This is a genomic window from Prochlorococcus sp. MIT 1304 (genome assembly GCF_047305015.1).
Taxonomy (GTDB): Bacteria; Cyanobacteriota; Cyanobacteriia; order PCC-6307; family Cyanobiaceae; genus Prochlorococcus_A; species Prochlorococcus_A marinus_E.
In genome coordinates this window covers 1243996-1261138 of the sequence record NZ_CP138974.1, presented here as the reverse complement: position 1 = coordinate 1261138, position 17143 = coordinate 1243996, and the positions used below count along the sequence as shown (strand labels likewise).

Annotated in this window: 26 protein-coding genes; 16 read left to right on the top strand and 10 right to left on the bottom strand. The window is 29.2% G+C overall.

Features of this window, described 5'->3' with window-relative positions:
* The first annotated feature begins 80 nt into the window (after positions 1 to 80).
* Genes urtB through urtE form a run of 4 tightly spaced genes read left to right on the top strand, consistent with a single transcriptional unit; the run spans position 81 to position 3820 of the window.
* On the top strand, positions 81 to 1235 hold the full coding sequence (urtB, locus tag SIB45_RS07145) for an urea ABC transporter permease subunit UrtB (RefSeq protein WP_011862857.1): 1155 nt from the start codon (positions 81 to 83) through the stop codon (positions 1233 to 1235).
* A complete protein-coding gene (gene urtC, locus SIB45_RS07140) occupies positions 1235 to 2365 on the top strand; it encodes an urea ABC transporter permease subunit UrtC (protein ID WP_011862856.1) in 1131 nt (376 codons plus the stop codon). The genes urtB and urtC overlap by 1 nt, the downstream gene beginning before the upstream one ends.
* Positions 2358 to 3107, top strand: coding sequence for an urea ABC transporter ATP-binding protein UrtD (urtD, locus tag SIB45_RS07135; RefSeq protein WP_011862855.1), 750 nt, complete (start codon positions 2358 to 2360; stop codon positions 3105 to 3107). Before urtC ends, urtD begins: the two co-directional genes overlap by 8 nt.
* Before the next feature lie 2 nt (positions 3108 to 3109).
* Entirely contained in the window at positions 3110 to 3820 is a 711-nt protein-coding gene (urtE, locus tag SIB45_RS07130) for an urea ABC transporter ATP-binding subunit UrtE (protein WP_011862854.1), read from the top strand.
* Between the two features lie 32 nt (positions 3821 to 3852).
* Here urtE and SIB45_RS07125 read toward each other — a convergent pair whose 3' ends face one another.
* From SIB45_RS07125 to SIB45_RS07110, 4 genes are all read right to left on the bottom strand, one after another.
* Positions 3853 to 4032 carry a hypothetical protein gene (locus SIB45_RS07125; protein WP_011862853.1) on the bottom strand — a complete coding sequence of 60 codons (180 nt, stop codon included), beginning with the start codon at positions 4030 to 4032 and terminating at the stop codon, positions 3853 to 3855.
* Positions 4033 to 4290: 258 nt separating this feature from the next.
* Positions 4291 to 4464, bottom strand: coding sequence for a hypothetical protein (locus SIB45_RS07120; protein WP_011862851.1), 174 nt, complete (start codon positions 4462 to 4464; stop codon positions 4291 to 4293).
* A 404-nt stretch (positions 4465 to 4868) separates the two neighbouring features.
* Positions 4869 to 5183, bottom strand: coding sequence for a hypothetical protein (locus tag SIB45_RS07115; protein WP_011862850.1), 315 nt, complete (start codon positions 5181 to 5183; stop codon positions 4869 to 4871).
* 127 nt (positions 5184 to 5310) lie between these two features.
* Positions 5311 to 5718 (bottom strand): hypothetical protein, encoded by a 408-nt coding sequence (locus SIB45_RS07110; protein ID WP_011862849.1) that lies wholly within the window; start codon positions 5716 to 5718, stop codon positions 5311 to 5313.
* Between the two features lie 76 nt (positions 5719 to 5794).
* On the opposite strand from SIB45_RS07110, the gene SIB45_RS07105 reads away from it, so the two are divergent.
* From SIB45_RS07105 to SIB45_RS07095, 3 genes are all read left to right on the top strand, one after another.
* The gene (locus SIB45_RS07105; RefSeq protein WP_011862848.1) at positions 5795 to 5944 is read left to right on the top strand and encodes a hypothetical protein; all 150 of its coding nucleotides are present in this window, start codon (positions 5795 to 5797) and stop codon (positions 5942 to 5944) included.
* Positions 5945 to 6037: 93 nt separating this feature from the next.
* A complete protein-coding gene (locus SIB45_RS07100) occupies positions 6038 to 6334 on the top strand; it encodes a hypothetical protein (RefSeq protein ID WP_011862847.1) in 297 nt (98 codons plus the stop codon).
* Between the two features lie 334 nt (positions 6335 to 6668).
* A complete protein-coding gene (locus tag SIB45_RS07095) occupies positions 6669 to 6851 on the top strand; it encodes a hypothetical protein (RefSeq protein WP_011862845.1) in 183 nt (60 codons plus the stop codon).
* A gap of 22 nt (positions 6852 to 6873) precedes the next feature.
* Here the strand turns inward: SIB45_RS07095 and SIB45_RS07090 are convergent, their stop codons facing one another.
* Positions 6874 to 7215, bottom strand: coding sequence for a hypothetical protein (locus tag SIB45_RS07090; RefSeq protein WP_011862844.1), 342 nt, complete (start codon positions 7213 to 7215; stop codon positions 6874 to 6876).
* A gap of 367 nt (positions 7216 to 7582) precedes the next feature.
* Between SIB45_RS07090 and SIB45_RS07085 the strand changes: the two genes are divergently transcribed.
* From SIB45_RS07085 to SIB45_RS07075, 3 genes are all read left to right on the top strand, one after another.
* Positions 7583 to 7777 (top strand): hypothetical protein, encoded by a 195-nt coding sequence (locus SIB45_RS07085; protein ID WP_011862843.1) that lies wholly within the window; start codon positions 7583 to 7585, stop codon positions 7775 to 7777.
* Positions 7778 to 7934: 157 nt separating this feature from the next.
* The gene (locus tag SIB45_RS07080; RefSeq protein WP_011862841.1) at positions 7935 to 9257 is read left to right on the top strand and encodes a Rieske (2Fe-2S) protein; all 1323 of its coding nucleotides are present in this window, start codon (positions 7935 to 7937) and stop codon (positions 9255 to 9257) included.
* A 104-nt stretch (positions 9258 to 9361) separates the two neighbouring features.
* Positions 9362 to 10150: an ABC transporter ATP-binding protein gene (locus SIB45_RS07075; protein ID WP_011862840.1), complete on the top strand. Its 789-nt coding sequence runs from the start codon at positions 9362 to 9364 to the stop codon at positions 10148 to 10150.
* Here SIB45_RS07075 and SIB45_RS07070 read toward each other — a convergent pair.
* Positions 10143 to 10331: a hypothetical protein gene (locus SIB45_RS07070; protein WP_041484682.1), complete on the bottom strand. Its 189-nt coding sequence runs from the start codon at positions 10329 to 10331 to the stop codon at positions 10143 to 10145. The two genes, SIB45_RS07075 and SIB45_RS07070, sit on opposite strands and share 8 nt — an antisense overlap.
* Before the next feature lie 151 nt (positions 10332 to 10482).
* On the opposite strand from SIB45_RS07070, the gene SIB45_RS07065 reads away from it, so the two are divergent.
* Positions 10483 to 11070, top strand: coding sequence for a Crp/Fnr family transcriptional regulator (locus SIB45_RS07065; RefSeq protein ID WP_011862839.1), 588 nt, complete (start codon positions 10483 to 10485; stop codon positions 11068 to 11070).
* 4 nt (positions 11071 to 11074) lie between these two features.
* Positions 11075 to 11365 carry a hypothetical protein gene (locus tag SIB45_RS07060; RefSeq protein ID WP_041484681.1) on the top strand — a complete coding sequence of 97 codons (291 nt, stop codon included), beginning with the start codon at positions 11075 to 11077 and terminating at the stop codon, positions 11363 to 11365.
* On the opposite strand, the gene SIB45_RS07055 is transcribed toward SIB45_RS07060, so the two are convergent.
* Both SIB45_RS07055 and SIB45_RS07050 read right to left on the bottom strand, forming a co-directional pair.
* Positions 11351 to 11905: a ferritin gene (locus SIB45_RS07055; protein ID WP_011862837.1), complete on the bottom strand. Its 555-nt coding sequence runs from the start codon at positions 11903 to 11905 to the stop codon at positions 11351 to 11353. The two genes, SIB45_RS07060 and SIB45_RS07055, sit on opposite strands and share 15 nt — an antisense overlap.
* 243 nt (positions 11906 to 12148) lie before the next feature.
* A complete protein-coding gene (locus SIB45_RS07050) occupies positions 12149 to 13207 on the bottom strand; it encodes an ABC transporter ATP-binding protein (protein ID WP_011862836.1) in 1059 nt (352 codons plus the stop codon).
* Positions 13208 to 13302: 95 nt separating this feature from the next.
* On the opposite strand from SIB45_RS07050, the gene nth reads away from it, so the two are divergent.
* Genes nth through SIB45_RS07035 form a run of 3 tightly spaced genes read left to right on the top strand, consistent with a single transcriptional unit; the run spans position 13303 to position 14867 of the window.
* On the top strand, positions 13303 to 13956 hold the full coding sequence (gene nth, locus SIB45_RS07045; RefSeq protein ID WP_011862835.1) for an endonuclease III: 654 nt from the start codon (positions 13303 to 13305) through the stop codon (positions 13954 to 13956).
* Between the two features lie 36 nt (positions 13957 to 13992).
* The gene (locus SIB45_RS07040) at positions 13993 to 14652 is read left to right on the top strand and encodes an SDR family oxidoreductase (RefSeq protein WP_011862834.1); all 660 of its coding nucleotides are present in this window, start codon (positions 13993 to 13995) and stop codon (positions 14650 to 14652) included.
* Positions 14653 to 14678: 26 nt separating this feature from the next.
* Positions 14679 to 14867: a hypothetical protein gene (locus SIB45_RS07035; protein WP_002805798.1), complete on the top strand. Its 189-nt coding sequence runs from the start codon at positions 14679 to 14681 to the stop codon at positions 14865 to 14867.
* A 10-nt stretch (positions 14868 to 14877) separates the two neighbouring features.
* Here SIB45_RS07035 and SIB45_RS07030 read toward each other — a convergent pair whose 3' ends face one another.
* On the bottom strand, positions 14878 to 15489 hold the full coding sequence (locus SIB45_RS07030) for a PCC domain-containing protein (protein WP_011862833.1): 612 nt from the start codon (positions 15487 to 15489) through the stop codon (positions 14878 to 14880).
* 184 nt (positions 15490 to 15673) lie between these two features.
* Between SIB45_RS07030 and SIB45_RS07025 the strand changes: the two genes are divergently transcribed.
* The gene (locus tag SIB45_RS07025) at positions 15674 to 16213 is read left to right on the top strand and encodes a CDP-alcohol phosphatidyltransferase family protein (protein ID WP_011862832.1); all 540 of its coding nucleotides are present in this window, start codon (positions 15674 to 15676) and stop codon (positions 16211 to 16213) included.
* Here the strand turns inward: SIB45_RS07025 and SIB45_RS07020 are convergent.
* Complete coding sequence (locus tag SIB45_RS07020) at positions 16187 to 17107, bottom strand: NAD-dependent epimerase/dehydratase family protein (protein WP_011862831.1); 921 nt, start codon at positions 17105 to 17107, stop codon at positions 16187 to 16189. The two genes, SIB45_RS07025 and SIB45_RS07020, sit on opposite strands and share 27 nt — an antisense overlap.
* Between the last annotated feature and the right edge of the window lie 36 nt (positions 17108 to 17143).

Genomic DNA, 17143 nt, shown 5'->3' with positions numbered 1-17143 from the left:
TAATTAAAACCTATGCTTCAAAATAAAAGGAGGTTAACACCTCCTTTTATTTTATATAAACAAATATTTTCTTTTTCAAATTGGAGTTACTTCTCGACAGTCTTTTTAATGGTGTTGCGATCGGATCTGTACTACTTGTTGCTGCATTAGGTCTAGCGATTGTATTCGGTCTTATGGGTGTTATTAATCTTGCCCATGGAGAACTTATGATGCTTGGAGCTTACACAACATACGTTACACAATTAATTTTCAAATTACCTGTATTAAAGCCCTTCTACAATTCATACATAATAGTTTCAATTTTCCTTGCTTTTATTGTTAGTGGAGTTGTAGGCATTCTTCTGGAAAAAACTATAATAAGGAAGCTTTATGGAAGTCCACTAGAAACTCTTCTCGCCACTTGGGGAGTTAGCTTAATTCTTCAACAATTTGTCAGAAGTGTGCCATTGGCTTATGGGACCGGTCTAGTTATAAGTCTTATAGTTGGTTTATTTTTACCAACAACGTTTCCTCCAAAAATAAAAGAATCAATAAATTTTAAATATTTTAAATTTAGTTCTTGGATATTAGCTGCTTTAACAGGGGTTCTTACCGGTGGCGTTATTTCATCCACAGTAAGCAAACTAAGTAGAGCGAGTGCTCGTAATGTTGATGTAACAGCTCCTTCATGGATGAGAGGTCAAGTAGAAATTTTAGGAACTGCATTTCCTAAAACAAGATTAATGATAATTGTAATTACACTTATCTCTGTAATAGCAATAACATTATTTCTAAACCAAAGTGCTTGGGGGATGCGTATTAGAGCAGTTACTCAGAACAGACAAATGAGTGACTGCCTTGGTATATCTACTGAAAAAGTGGATATAATCACTTTCGGGATAGGATCTGGCTTAGCAGGAGTTGCTGGAGTAGCAGTGTCACTATTAGGTTCTGTAGGACCAAATGTTGGCGGAAATTATATAGTAGGTTGTTTTATGGTTGTAGTACTTGGAGGAGTGGGTAATTTATTAGGTACAGTACTTGCTTCCTTTGGAATAGGAATAATGACGGATTTAATTGGAGCTGGAAGGCTCTTATCAATATGGCCTGATATGCCTTTACCACTCTCAAACACAATCAACTTTTTTGCCACAACAAGTATGGCAAGAGTAATGATATTTGCACTAATAGTTATATTCTTGCAATTTAAACCAACAGGTTTATTTCCACAAAAAGGCAGGATGGTGGAAAACTAATGTCTCAAAGTAAATTTAAATTTGATAAAAGAATAGTATTGTCATTCTGGATAATATTATTAGCTCTAATTATTGCAGCTCCAACCTTACTCCCTGTATTTAGACTAAATCTTCTTGGTAGATACTTATCTTTGTCAATAGTTGCTCTTGGTGTAGATCTTATCTGGGGATATACAGGTTTACTAAGTCTTGGACAAGGTATATTTTTTGCATTAGGTGGATATTGCGCAGCAATGTTTTTGCAAATAACAAGCTCTTCTGAATTCCCAAATAATATTCCTGAATTTTTTGCTTTATATGGTGTTGAAAAATTGCCTTTTTTCTGGGAACCGTTTAAATCGCCAATTTTCACCTTCTTCGCTATCTGGATAATTCCAGCATTGGTTGCGGGTTTAATTGGATTTCTAGTTTTCAGGAATCGAATCAAAGGGGTTTATTTTTCTATACTTACTCAAGCTTCTCTTCTTGTGTTCTTTAACTTCTTTAATGGACAACAAAAACTTATAAATGGAACAAATGGATTAAAAACAGATGTAACACAACTATTTGGTCAGATGGTAGGTTCTGAGTCCATGCAAAGAATATTCTTTTGGATAACAGCCATACTAGTAATAGCTGCATGGTTTTTTGCAAAGTGGGTAGTCAGAGGAAGATTTGGAAATATTCTTATAGGAATACGAGATGATGAACCAAGAGTTAGGTTTACAGGATATAACCCAGTTATATTCAAGACGATAGTATTTTCTATTGCTGGAGGTCTCGCTGGGATTTCGGGAGCTTTATATACTGTTCAGTCTGGAATAGTATCTCCTCAATTTATGACAGTTCCCTTTTCTATAGAAATGGTTATATGGGTTGCTGTTGGAGGTAGAGGAACTTTATTGGGAGCAATACTAGGAGCAGTTTTCATCAACTACGCAAAAAGTCTAGTAAGTGAAGCTTTACCTGCTAGCTGGATGTTTATCCAAGGAGGGTTATTTATCTTAGTTGTAACAGCTCTGCCAGAAGGAGTTTTAGGATGGATTCAAGGAGATGGTCCTAGGAATCTTCTTCAAAGATTTGGTTTAAAAAGGAAGATTGAAACCTATCCAAGCTTAGAAATTAACAATAAGGAGGGGAATAATGAATAATAAAGTTCTTCTGAATTTAATAGATATTACTGTTAGTTTCGAGGGTTTTTTAGCTCTCAACAAACTTAATTTAAATTTAAAGAAAGGTGAATTAAGAGCTGTAATAGGACCCAACGGGGCAGGTAAAACCACATTTCTTGATGTAATAACTGGAAAGGTTAAGCCAACAAAAGGTGAAGTAATTTTTAAAGGAAAATCTTTACTAGGTAGAAAGGAACATAAGATTGCTCGACTTGGAGTGGGAAGAAAGTTCCAAAGTCCAAGAATCTTTGAAAATCTAACAGTACAAGAAAACCTTGAAATATCAGTGTCAACACCTAAAAGTCCCTTAAACCTTATAAATAAAAATATTAAGGATGAGCAGCTTAATGAGATTGAACGTCTTATGAAGATTGTCAATTTAGCTCAAAAAGTTGATTCTAAAGCTGGTTCTTTATCACATGGTCAAAAACAATGGCTCGAGATAGCCATGTTAGTAGGACAGAAGCCAGATTTAATGTTAGTTGATGAACCTGTTGCTGGTTTAACTGATGAAGAAACTGATCTTACTGCTGATTTATTAAAATCATTATCAGGAGAAAATACCGTAGTGGTAATAGATCACGATATGGAATTTATAAGAAGACTTGATAGTAATGTTTCAGTATTAAATCAAGGCACAGTATTATGCGAGGGGACAATGGAAACTATACAAAAGGATCAAAAAGTTATTGATGTTTATCTAGGAAGGCCGGAGAATTAGTTATGAAAAACTTACTGGAAATCAAGTCATTGAATACATATTATGGCGAAAGTCATATTCTCAGAGATGTAGATTTAAATGTTCAAACAGGAGAAATGGTTTGTTTGATTGGAAGAAATGGAGTTGGCAAGACAACTTTATTGAAATCACTTATTGGTTTGTTAAGACAAAAAAAAGGCGATATTTATTTGATTGGCGAAAATATCAATAGAAAAGCACCTCATCAGAGGGCGAGGAAAGGAATGGCTTACGTTCCTCAAGGGAGAGAAATTATTCCATACCTATCAGTTGAAGAGAATCTTATGCTAGGAATGGAGTCGCTGCCAGGTGGATTATCTAAGAATAAGAAAATAGATCCATTTATTTATGATCTCTTCCCAATTTTAAAAGATTTTCTACAAAGGAAAGGAGGCGATCTCAGTGGTGGACAACAACAGCAACTAGCTATTGCTAGAGCATTACTAGGCAAACCTAAACTACTATTACTTGACGAACCAACAGAAGGTATTCAGCCAAATATAGTTTTAGACATAGAAAATGCAATCAATCAGATAATTAAAGATACGGGAATTGGTGTTTTATTAGTTGAACAACACTTGCATTTTGTAAGACAAGCCAATAGATATTATGCGATGCAACGAGGAGGTATTGTTGCCAGCGGAAATACTAGTGAGTTGAGCCAAGCAGTTATAGATAAATTCTTAAGTGTTTAAAAAAATTATTCTTGATTAATAAAAACTTTTATTCATTGTTCGCATCTTATAAGGTCAATACTGTTTGGATGTTCATTAATATACTTATTAAATTCCATTGCTAGTGTTCTAGCCTCGTAAGCATCAGAAGCATAAAAACAATTTTCTAATCTTATATTTTGAAAATCACGGTAATGCACTGTATATGGCTTCAACATAATATTTTTGTTCATTTTAATTTGCTAAAAAGCAATTTAGTTATATTTCAACCATGCATATGTTCGTAAAATTAAAGCACTACTTTTGTTGTTATCAAAATATATTCACATAGATTGTGTATTTAAAAATACTTAATGTAGAAAAAAAGTAATTAATTTATTTTTTTTTATTTTTAGAGTCCTGCTTTTTACCTTCTATTAAAAAAACAAATTTAGATAAGATATGACCAAAAACTGGTACCCAAAACTTTTCATAAAAAAATTTCATAAAAATTAAGCAGCCAATGATTCGGCATCTATAGTTTCATTATTATTTATAAGCTTCAAATCTATAGAATTAAATAAATGTTGCATAAGAAGAAAATCAAGTTCCCCTTTTAACAAATTAACGTCGGATAAAAGAAGATCATCAACAAAATCATCAAAAGTATCTGAAAAAAGTTTCACAACTAAAAATTTATTTTTGCCATTATCATCGCATTAACAATAAAAGTCAACCAAAATTGAACATTAATTTTTGAATTTTTTGTAAATTAATAAAGACTAAAAAATTAAATAATAAATATAAATAAAAAAAATAACAGATTTAATATCAAGCTTAGAGTTTTAGAATTAAATTTCATTTATCTCGCTTTTCTTAATTTTATATCGCTCCTGATTTTTTTTTATCAAAAAATTTTACACATATTTGCTAAAAAGAAATTTAAAGAATGCATCATCAAAACTTTAATATATTTATAGCAAGACTATTTATTGATGTGCAAATTAGGAAAGAATCACTTTAAAAATCTTTTCAAACGTAATAAATTTTATAGCAATAAATTTCTATATTAATAGCTAATTTTTAAATATTATTTTTTAATTAGCTCGAAGTAACCATTTTTATTTAATAAGTACTTATCAAACCAAAGGCTTAATAGATTGTCTAATCCTATTCCATCCATCTTATTTATTTGCGATGTCTTATAGTCTGAGAGTGCAAGCAATAAATAAGGAAAAATCATATCAGAAACTCCTTTTGGCAGTTTTTCTAAAGGTACCCCATGCGCTCTATCCCATAAAATTTGCATATCCTGAGAGAACAAAGTGCTCCAATAACTAAAATTACAATATAGCTTGTCTGGAGGGAGTAGATTTACAGATAGAACTGGGAGAGATGAATTCATAGGAATAAATATTTTACAGATTAATTGAATTTAAGTTTTTGAAATGTTGAAAAATAATTTTAATTTGCGAATCTCCTATAAATACATATTAAACCTAACGCACAGTGTATCACTTAGCAACACCTTTTTAAGTATTATATTTATCCAACATTTCCTGAAATTTTAAGAATGATAAAAACTTTTTATAAGTTTGCAAGTCAAAAGCCTCCTGATTCTCCTGATTCTCCTCATTTAAATGGGTTGATTTACTAGGAATTAAATTATTTCCTAAGTTATTATTAATTGAGTATTTTTGATTATCTATAAAGACATCAGAATTATCAGATAACCCTTTTTTATTATCATTATTTAGCTGATGTGTTTGAATTGCTTTACCATCTTTTCTATTAAATATACCTCTTATAGAAAGTGCTTCTTCCACCAAAATACTTATTATTTTAGAGTTACTTAGATTGTTCTCTATGCTCAACTTATCAATTATTCTCATAACATCATCTCTAGGAATAAAACCAACTCTTTTTTTCTTGGTAGGCATTTAAAAATTAATTAAAGTTCAGCACTTGACTGTCATAAGTGTTGCACTATATTCGTTATAAGTCAATAAAATACTAATGATCTTACCAGCAACCTTACTTCTAGGAGCCCTTGGATATCTTTTCTACAGCTCAAAAAAAGAACTTTCTATAGATCACCACAGCACTTCAGAAAACCAAAAAGAGAATGATGATTTGTATAAAGATTTGGAAGATCTATTTATCTAAAGTTACTGCATTGGTACTAAAGAACTTTGTTTCTTGACTAAAGATATACAAAACCGTAAACATAATTAGAATAATAAAAAAGATATAAAATCAATGACTGTACATCAAGATTACGAAATAAAAATCAATTTAAATGAATTGATTGAGAAGAGAATTCCATGTTGTGATTTACTCCATCCTGATCATTGTCTAACAGAACAACAAGTCTCTGAAATAGCACATGATATTCGTATGGATTTAAATTTGCATGATCTTTACAAGCAAGTGGATCAACACATTATGAATTATGTAAATGCAGCTGGTATTGATAACAAAGATCATTGGGTTGAACCCCATCTACCAGATTTGGAGAGAGATTTAAAAGAAGAAGTTGGTATAGAATTTGATTAATCTTTTTTACTAAAAAAAAGATTAATATATGTATTTTTTTTCTAAATCATCTATTAATTTGTAAATACTTTTTGCTGATCTCTTCCTCTTTTTTAAAATTGTAAAAACTATAAATCCAACCAATACTGCAATAACAGGTGTGAAAAAAATTATTCCATGATTCATAACCATCTAACAAAAGTATATTATTAAATTTATTAAAAAGTCTAACTCAATAAAATAGGTACTTTATACAAATATTTCACTATAAAAAATTAAGTTTTTTTATAAAGAAGTGAAATAATTAAAATTTTTTGTAAATTATTTAGATATAAATTTTAATGGAATAACGATAATGATTCATTATTTTGCCTTAACAGTAACTGAGATGGGGATCGGTAAAATAGAGTTAGTAGTTATTGGCACAGTAATTTTAATATTTCCAATTTTATTTGTTTATGCCTCTAAAAACCTTGATGCTAAGGGGGTTTTCGAATGGATGATGGAGAAGCCTAATGATTGGATAGGTAAAAAATAAAACTTTAACAATTTACATTTTTCTAGTTAAATTTTAAATTTTCTAAATTACTAATTTCAAAATCATAAACCTGACAATTATTTTCTAAATCATTAACTATTGAATTTTTTAGAAGAGAATAATCTATCAAACTATTGAGTTTATTATTTTTAAATTCCTTATTAGTCTCACCAATAGCAAAAGCCAAAGCTCCTTCATAAGAAATACCGAATTTGGTAGTGTTGCAGTAAGTTCTAGTGAACTTGTTAGAAATCTTTTTAGTATACTTTTCAAGAGTTTTAGAAGAAGTATCTAATGAGTAAACTGGACTACTAAATAGAATAAGCAAAGTAAAAATGAATATCGCAAAAACTCTTATGATCATAAGATTTGATAAATTGCAAGTTTAATATAGTTTATAATTTAACTCTGCCGACCATGTTTTATTAAAAATATAAAAATTAAAAAATTTATTAACAACAATAGCTATTTCATATTTTTGAAGATAAAAACTCTCTAAATGAATATTTTATAGTTTGAATTTTTTTTGGTAGTTTTTTTAAAAAACGCCTAAATGCTTTCGACATAAAAAAAATCCATATCAATAATTAATAGATAACAAATAATACATGGTTATTCAATAAATAATTATCCCAAAATAAGTAAATTAATTATTAAATATATGGACTGAGCTATGGAAATGTATTTGAACATGAATTATTGTTTTATTAAGTATTAAATACAAAATTAATATGGCACTACCAGAACTTATTTATGCTCCTATAGATGGCGGAACAATACATAGATATGAAATTAGTGGTGGAAAGAGAAAATTTTTAAGATTTATAGGTTGTTATTTAGGTCAATGTAATTTCCACAATAATATTGATGATGCTATTGATTACATAAAAAATTTGAAAGAATCACAAAAGATACAAAAATCATGAAATAAAGATACATAGATACGACAGAGACTCAATATTTTTCGATAGATCCATAATTATTGCTACAAATAATAGAGAATTTTCTTTTTATAAGAAATTGATTATTTACTTGGGTTATAGTTCCGAAAGATAAACAGTCATTTAAAAAAGAAATTAATTTATGGAAAACAGACAAATTAATTTTTTTAAATCAAAAGACTTTAATACCGTTCTTAAGCCATTTAAAAAAGGAACGGTAGTAAAAATTGACTCGTTTGATATTAGAGAAAATCAAAAAGAATTAAATATAGGTTTATTTGGTTGGTATGCAATTTGTCCCTCTAAAGAACTAAAAAAAAATAAGCTTTATTATTTTTCACTCTATGATGAGCCGCTTGTTCTTTATAGAGATGAAAATAAAAACGTAAGGTGTATTAAAAATATTTGTCCACACCGAGGAGCCTCCTTTTTTGGAGGAACATTATCAGGTGGAGTAATAACCTGCCCATATCATGGAGCTAAGTTTTCATCTGGAGGAAGTTGCCAAAATCTCGACAGAATAACATGTCGCCATATAGTTGATAATAACTACGATAACTACGCTAAAAGAATTCATTTATCTCAATACAAAACCTCAGAAAAAAATGGATATATTTTTGTACATTTTTCTAAAAAATCTGAGACTGATTTAAATAACATAAATGAAGATACACCTGTAAGTAACTACGAATTATATGAAAATGGATTTGCACATAAGGATTATGTCTTTGAGGAGGTATTAGTTGACTTTAAATGTGATTGGTCAAGGATTATTGAAAATCACCTAGATATTCTTCATATCTTTTGGGTTCATGGCGATACAATTCCTGATAAAGATGTGAATAAAAACGTACTTGTTAGTTTTAACCAGAAAATTAATATTAATCCCAAATACATTGAAAGTATTTATTATTACAAGAATGACCCTACAAAAGAATTTATTCGGATAAAATACATACCTCCAGGAAGGATATTAATCTACAAAGGTGATCCTTCCTCATCAAGATATTTACAAGTTTTAGATCATATTCCTCTAGGAAAAAACAAAGCAAGAGTAATAGTAAGACACTATAGGAAATTTCTACAAAATAAACTACTTAATAACCTCTTATTATTTAAAGAGACTCAAAGAAAGATTTTTTATAAGATATTTGATGAGGATTATATGATTTTAAAAACACAAACATATAATCACGATATGGGATTTATTAGTAAGGATGAAATAAAATTATTGGGAGAAGATAGAATAATAAATTATTTTTGGAAGTGGTACAAGAGGTCTGAAGATAATGATAAACCATGGAAAAATAATAACAAAACCCAAAATCTTGATGTATATGACAAAGTGATATTGAAATATCCTCCTGAGATAAAGAAGTTAGAAATTGCAAATAATATAGATATTATTAGAAAAACAATCGTAAGATTTGCTGCTCCGCTTATATTTTTCATGTTAATAATATAATTTATGAAGAAAGTAAATAGACCTTCATGGTTGAATTGGCTTTATCTATTTATATTTATTTTAAGTTCGATTCAATTGATTATATTCTGGAGTAATAAGTTTTAGTGGTTAATAAATTTTGGTTTGAGGCAAAAAATATAAATTGTTTTAAAAATGGCTTTAGAGTATTTAAAGATTTAAATTTAAAGATAGCGTATTCAGAAAATGTAATATTAATTGGACCAAATGGTTCAGGGAAATCATCCCTAATTGAAATAATTAATAGGAACATATATCCAGTAGTAGCTAGTGAATCGAAACTGAAGATATTTAACAAAGAACTTATAAATTTATGGGAACTAAGAAATAAAATAAGTACCGTAAATAATGATATAAAAAATAGAATAAATCCAAATTTACAAGTTTTTGATTTAATTTTAAGTGGGCTACATGGAAGATATTGTTACATAGAAAATAAATCTGAAAGAGATTCTTATAGGGTTGAAAGAATCATCAAAAAAATGAATATTTCTAATTTATCTAAAAAGAATTTTTCCTATTTATCAGATGGAGAAAAACAAATTTCCCTCATTGCAAGGGCATTAATCAAAAAGCCTGAAATCTTAATCTTAGATGAACCAATTTCAAATTTAGATTATAAATCAAAGTTTTTTGTAATTGATAAAGTTAATGAATTATCAAAATTAAAAACTAAAATTTTATGCGTCACTCATGATATTTCAACGATTACAAAAATTTATGACCGGGTCATAATGCTAAAAGAAGGCAAAATAATCGCTGATGGAGATCAAAATAAGGTTATAAATAGTGAAAATCTTAATAAGTTATTTGGTATTCAAGTAGAGGTAACTAATAATAATGGAGTTTGGAATATAAACAGATTATCTAAATAACAACTATAAATATAGCTATCGCAATAACAAGAAATACTAATTTTTTACTTTTTAAAAATGAAGAGGATTTATTTTTAAATGAAGAAGATCCACATTTAGAACAAACAATCTTACCTCCTAAAGATCTGTCGGAAACGAATGAAGAACTTCCGCAATTAAAACAAACTCTTTTTACACTCATCTAAAATAAAAAAAATTTACCATTCTACTTAAATTATATTCCTAAATACTATGTAAAGAAAAACTTCAAAGATGGCATGATAATGAGAATCTATTGCAATAAGTGAATTTATAGTGCATAATTGATAATAATTCTCATTATCAGTTTTTTAATGAATTTCCATGCTTATGGAGAATCTCCGTCAAAGTCAGTAAGGATAATAACTGGGCAATCCGTTTTAATAGACCCTTCATCAAGACCAAAAGGCACATGCCTAGAAGTTGAAAGTGGAATTGCAAGAGTTTATTGTCCTTGCGAAGAAACTGAAGGAATGACACTCGCATTTTTACAATCAGGAGATCAATTAAGAACTGATCTTTTATGTAGCGAAGGTGTCTGCGTTGAAGCACTAACAGATTTGTCTTTTCACAGCAATGTAAATATTGATGAGAATATTGGTTTCGACGCAGTAAATGAATGGACTTTACAACTTCTCAGGATTAGACACTTAGGAAATGCAGAACAGCGATTACAAGCTTTGTTTTCAATACTAGTAAATCGTCTGGGCAGAAGATGTGGTCAATGGTGTGAGTTACCTTTTAGGCTAACTCATGAAAGGATTGGTGAATTAATCGGTTCTACACGAGTAACATCAACAAGATTAATTTCTAAATTAAGATCATCTGAGTTATTAATAGCTCCTATAGGAACCCAAACAGTCAGTGTTGCTCCTTCTTTTATTGAAACATCACCGCTATAAAGATATGAAGGAATCACAATCAATTACTAACAACTTGTTAATGGAAGTTGAAGTTCTATCAAATAGACTCAGAAATATCAAGCAATCCTACAAAAATACAGAAAATAAAGCATTGAAGGGAAGGTTATTCTCTGAAAACAAAAATATTTTTAAAAGAGTTAATGAGATTTATAAAATAGCTGAGCTTTTAAATAAAAATAATACTGAGAAAATTAACTTTTCTATTTTACTTATTGAATTAACGAAAAGGACATTGAATGAAAATAAATTTGAAAGTAATTTATTTTTTCTTTAAATCACTATCTATTAATAAGATGGCAGAAGGTTGATTAGAAGCAAACTTTACTTTACCAAGTATGTTTGCGAATTCATCCTCTGATTTTGTTTGAGCATCAATGATTGGATCTAAAAATACGTTTGTTCTTGTATCTGAAATTCTTTCTGAAATAGAATATAGTTGTTGCAGAGATGAAGTTAAATCAGCCTCCATGTTGAAAGAATAAGAAATTAGATCCTCTATTGAATCCCAATCTTGAACTGGTGCGGGAATTTCATCTAGTTTTACACTTTGTCCTCTTGCGATTAAGTAATCTGCAAATTTCTGTGCATGTTCCATTTCACCTTTTGATTCACTTAGAAAATGAGAAGCAAATCCATTTAAATCTCGTTCTTGAAACCAGAGGTATATGGAAAAATATTGAACATTGGCATATCTTTCCATTGTTAGATGTTCAAAAATATTATCCAATAAACTATTGTCAATTGGTTGTGCAACAGCTCTTCCGGATGGACCAAAATTAACTAATTTCTTTATTTTTAGATTATTTTCCTTCATTGCTCAATAAGAAACTACCTAAATAATACAACATTTTGTATAAATTAGTAATTAACTAATCCTTTAAATTAAATTAAATAATATGATAATGAAAATCAATCTCAATACTATAAATGAATTTACAGTACAGTTTTTCTGAACTGCTATTAACTAATAAAATATATAAAAGTAAAAAAAAGAAATGTAAAAAGAAAAAATGCTCTAATTGGAAGGGGGGCAAGTGTAATTGCCTATAAAAAAAGTCTATATATATTCCTTATATGCCCCAGGATATAAAAAATAAAAACTATTTTTATTAATTGAAAGAGTACATTTATCACCATTATTAAGGAGATTATTAATATCAGTTCTAACCCTTAATATGTTTCCATTAATAAATACTTTATATATAAGATATTCTCCAAGAAATTCTTTAGATATAACAATCGCATCATCAGATTCTGATCTTTTAATTGAAATAAATTTAGGCGAAATTGACATATTTTTGATATTCGTATTTTTCAAATACTCTGAGCAATTTATTTCACCTAAACAAGAACTATATGAATTACCATTTTTTTTAAGATTAATAATATTATTGCCCAAGATAAAACTACTAACAAATATGGTCTTGGGATTATTTAGAAGGTTAATTGGTGTATCAATTTGATGTATTTTCCCATCCTTCATAACGGCGACTTTATCGCAAATTGACATCGCTTCTTCAGGATCATGAGTAACCATCAATCCGCTTGCATTACAACCTTTTAGAATGTTAGGGAGTTCACTTCTCAACTTTAGTTTGACATGCATATCAAGACTACAAAAAGGTTCATCTAATAAAATAAAATTTGTGCCTGGAGCAAGAGCTCTTGCAATTGCGAGTCTTTGTTTTTGGCCTCCAGACAGTTCATGTGGGTACCTTCCAACAAAACTATCAAGACCAACAACATTTAATAAATAATCAACTCTAGATCTGTCTTTTTTGTTTTTCAAACCAAAAATTACATTTTCCAAAACAGTCAAGTGAGGGAAAAGTGCATAGTCTTGAAAAACCATACCAATATTTCTTTTCTCAGGACTAAGAATTTTTTTCCTACTTGAAATTTCCTTATCATTTAGAGAGATCCGCCCTTTAGAGGGATATTCGAACCCTGCGATTAATCTTAAAAGAGTAGTTTTACCGCAACCAGAAGGACCAAGCAACCCTAACAATTCGCCATTTTCAATTTTCAGGTTAATTTCATTTAATATCCAATTTGAACATTCTTGCTTATCATATTTATGATGCAAATCATCAATTATTAACGCATCATTTTTCACTAAGTTATTCTTATTTAAATATATTAAGTTAGCAGAAAATATTCACCTAAAATATCCCTTGTATAATTTTATACACCATTTAAACTTCAAATTTAATGAGAAAGTCTGAAAGAGCAGAAATAATACGCAAGGAACTTAAAAAGTTATATCCATCGCCTCCAATACCCCTTGATCATACAAATGCATATACACTTCTAGTCGCCGTAGTTTTAAGTGCTCAATCAACAGATAAGAAAGTTAATGAATTAACAAAAAGGTTATTTAAGGTTGCAGATAATCCAGAAAAGATGATCCAGCTAGGTATTAATGGCATTTACGAATACATAAAATTTTTAGGTCTATCTAATCAAAAATCAAAGAACATCTTTAACTTATCTAAACTATTGATTGAAAAGCATAATGGTAAGGTCCCAAATTCTTTTGAGAAACTTGAATCTCTTCCAGGGGTAGGTCATAAAACAGCCTCAGTTGTAATGTCTCAAGTGTTTAAAATACCCTCGTTCCCTGTCGATACTCACATACACAGGTTGTCACAAAGATGGGGGCTATCAAATGGAGATAGCGTAGTTCAAACAGAAAAAGACCTAAAAAAAATATTTCCTGTTAATGATTGGAATACCTTACATTTGCAAATAATCTTTTATGGCAGAGAATATTGCACAGCAAGAGGCTGTGATGGAACAAAATGTTATTTGTGTCGCACTCTTTATCCCAAAAGAAAAAAGAAATTTATATGTAAAAAGCCTTAAGAAATTTATATAATATTTAAATTAGTTTTTTTAACCATGAAAATTGCAATTACTGGTGCATCGGGCAAAACAGGATATAGAATCTCCGAAGAAGCAGTTAAAAATGGATATAAAGTAAGGCAAATCATTAGAAAAAATTCAAAAGTCACAGCAGGACTAGAGAGTTTAGAAACAATTAGGGTTTCATTAGACAAAAAAGGAGAACTTGATAAAGCTTTAAAAAACATTGATGCTTTGGTAATTGCGACTGGAGCAAGAGCATCATTAGATTTAACGGGTCCTGCAAAGGTTGATGCATTAGGCGTATACAGGCAATTAGAGAGTTGCAAAAGAGTTGGTATTAAAAGGGTTATTTTAGTTAGTTCCCTTTGTACTGGTAAATTATTTCACCCATTAAACTTATTTGGTTTAATTCTTATTTGGAAGAAAATAGGTGAAAACTTTCTACGAAATTCAAATTTTGAATGGACTATTATTAGACCTGGAGGATTAAAGGAAAATGAAGATATTAAATCAGAAAATATAAATTATTCAAAAGAGGATACTCAATTTAATGGATCAATCCCTAGAAGATTAGTTGCGGAATGTTGCATAGATTCTTTAAAAAACAAAGAATCCATAAATAAATTAATAGAAGTTACAAGTTCGAATGATAATAAAAAGATATCTTTTAAAAAAGCTATGCAAATGATTTAAAAGATGTAAATATATAAATTAAAACTATGAAAATAAATCCCAAAATTGACGCTTTGCAATTAATGCTTACTGATTTAAGAACTAGAAATGAGCCAATAAGACATAAAGCTGCATTTAAAGGGTGTCAACCAGAATTTCAAAGTCTTGTATCAAGATTAATAAAGCAGCTAGAGGACGAATTAGTTGCTGAAAAGCTTACTAATCGTGATAGTTAAAAAAATTAGATTACTTAAATGAAATTAAGTTATCCAATTTTGCTTGTTCAGAAAGTGCATCATATCCTCCAAAAAATTTATTATCTAAAAATATTTGAGGAAAAGTATTATGGCTACTTTGAGCCATTATTTTTTGAAAGCTCTCATCATTGTCTATTAAAGTAACTTCATGAGGGATAGATAAAGAATTAAGCAGCCTAATTGCTCTTTTAGACCAAGGACAATCCTTTAAAATATATGCTTTTACACGTGATTCATTAGTGATTAAATCATGATTTGAGATATTAATAATTTTCTGCTCAAAGGAAAGTAATAATATATCAGTACCTTTTTTTACAATACATCCCTCCTCAAGATGCCCGCCAAACACATTACATCCCTCATCTGCAAAACTCAAATGTAAATGAACATCTCCTTTATGAAAATGCCCGTTTAAAGAAACTATCTCTAGATTTCCTTCAAATTTATTTATCACTTGATTACCTGGGCATTGAATACAAACTGTTCTAAGATTACCAACCACTCCAGAAACATACCCGTATAAATTATTCGATAAAGAATATTCTTTAATTGAATTTATCAAATCAGATTCTGGAGATAGCTTTAGGCTATGAGGCTGCATTAGATATAACGAATAATTTTTTAATATAAAACATCATCAATCATAAAAAGAAGTTGAGTTTATAAAATTTAGGATTCAGATTTAAATTAGATTTTAAAATCTAGCATTAAAACGCTTTTAAATTTTTTACTAAAAATTTAAGCTTGTTGAGAGTGTAATATATTTTTTATATACCTAAAATATTTTGCTATTAAAAAAAAATCTCAAAAATTTGGCATTAAATATTCCCAACTTACTATCGATATCTCGCCTTTTCCTTATATTTCCATTAATACTTTTTTTAGAAATTAACAGGCCTGTTTATGTTTTTATATTGATTATTATTGGAGGTTTGACTGATTATCTTGACGGGTTAATTGCAAGGAAATTTAATCTTAAAACCAGATTAGGAGCTATCCTTGATCCCCTAAGCGATAAAGTATTCTATTTAATTCCTTTAACCTTCCTTTGTAAAAATAATATTATACCCTTTTGGTCTTTGTCATTAATTTTTTTTAGAGAATTAATTATCTCCAGCCTAAGGAACTCGACAAAAGACGGTTTGCCAGCATCTAAGTTAGGTAAAATTAAAACATTTTTCTTTTTTATTTCAGTAATCTCCTTCTTTACACCATTAAAAATAAGTTTATTAAATAATTTGGCTTTAATTTTTTATTGGTTTGGATTCATCCTGACTTTTGTGACTTTATTAGGTTATTTAAGAATCAAAAAGAATATGATCTGAATTTTCATCAAACTCCTCACTCTTTTTATTATTAAAATCTTTCACAAAACTATCCCTTAAACCATTAAGTAAATCAAAAGTTGGCGCCCACTCTAAATCACGTTTAATCTTAGAGATATCAGTCTGATAATGATTTAATCTAATTGGGAATCCCTTTCGAGATTTAGGATCTAATTTTTGATAGTCAAATGTTCTTAAAGAAATCTCATTTTTGTTTAACCCAAGAACATTCGCACAGAAATAAATTAAACCCTTGATTGTAACTCCTTTTTCACCTGAACAGTTGTAAATATTATTTTTAGAATTTTCAAAATTCATGCACCTAATCATTACATCAGTTAGATCGGAAACATGGCCTAGTTGAGTAATCAAAGACCCATCACCAGGTATTGGTATAGATTTTTTAGTGAATAACCTTTCAAAAAACCAATTTTCAATTTTATTATAATTTCCTGGTCCATAAATATAAGTAGGTCTAAAACTTGTAAAAGGAATTTTTTGGTTTATCAACCAATTTTCTGTCTCAAACTTTCCTTTGTGCCTACTATTTGGATCAATTGGATCCTCTTCTGATAAGGGTAGTTCAAAATTATCTTTATAAACCCCTGCAGAGCTGACATATATATATCTCTGGAAAGAGTTATCTAAATTTCCTATAAGAAGTTTAGTTTGCTCTAATTCTCGTCCAGAAATATCATAAACAACATCATACTTTTTATTTCTTAGCTTGACGATATCTTCTGAATTATTTCTATCACCCTTAATTAAATTTGTTTTTTCAGGATTACTTTTATTACCTCTCGTGAAAATATCAATATCATGATTTTTACTTAATAACTTTCCAACCAAAGACTTGCCTACAAATCTAGTGCCACCCATTACAAGAATTTTCATATTCAAAAAATATTTAACTGAAGTAGTAATCTTAAA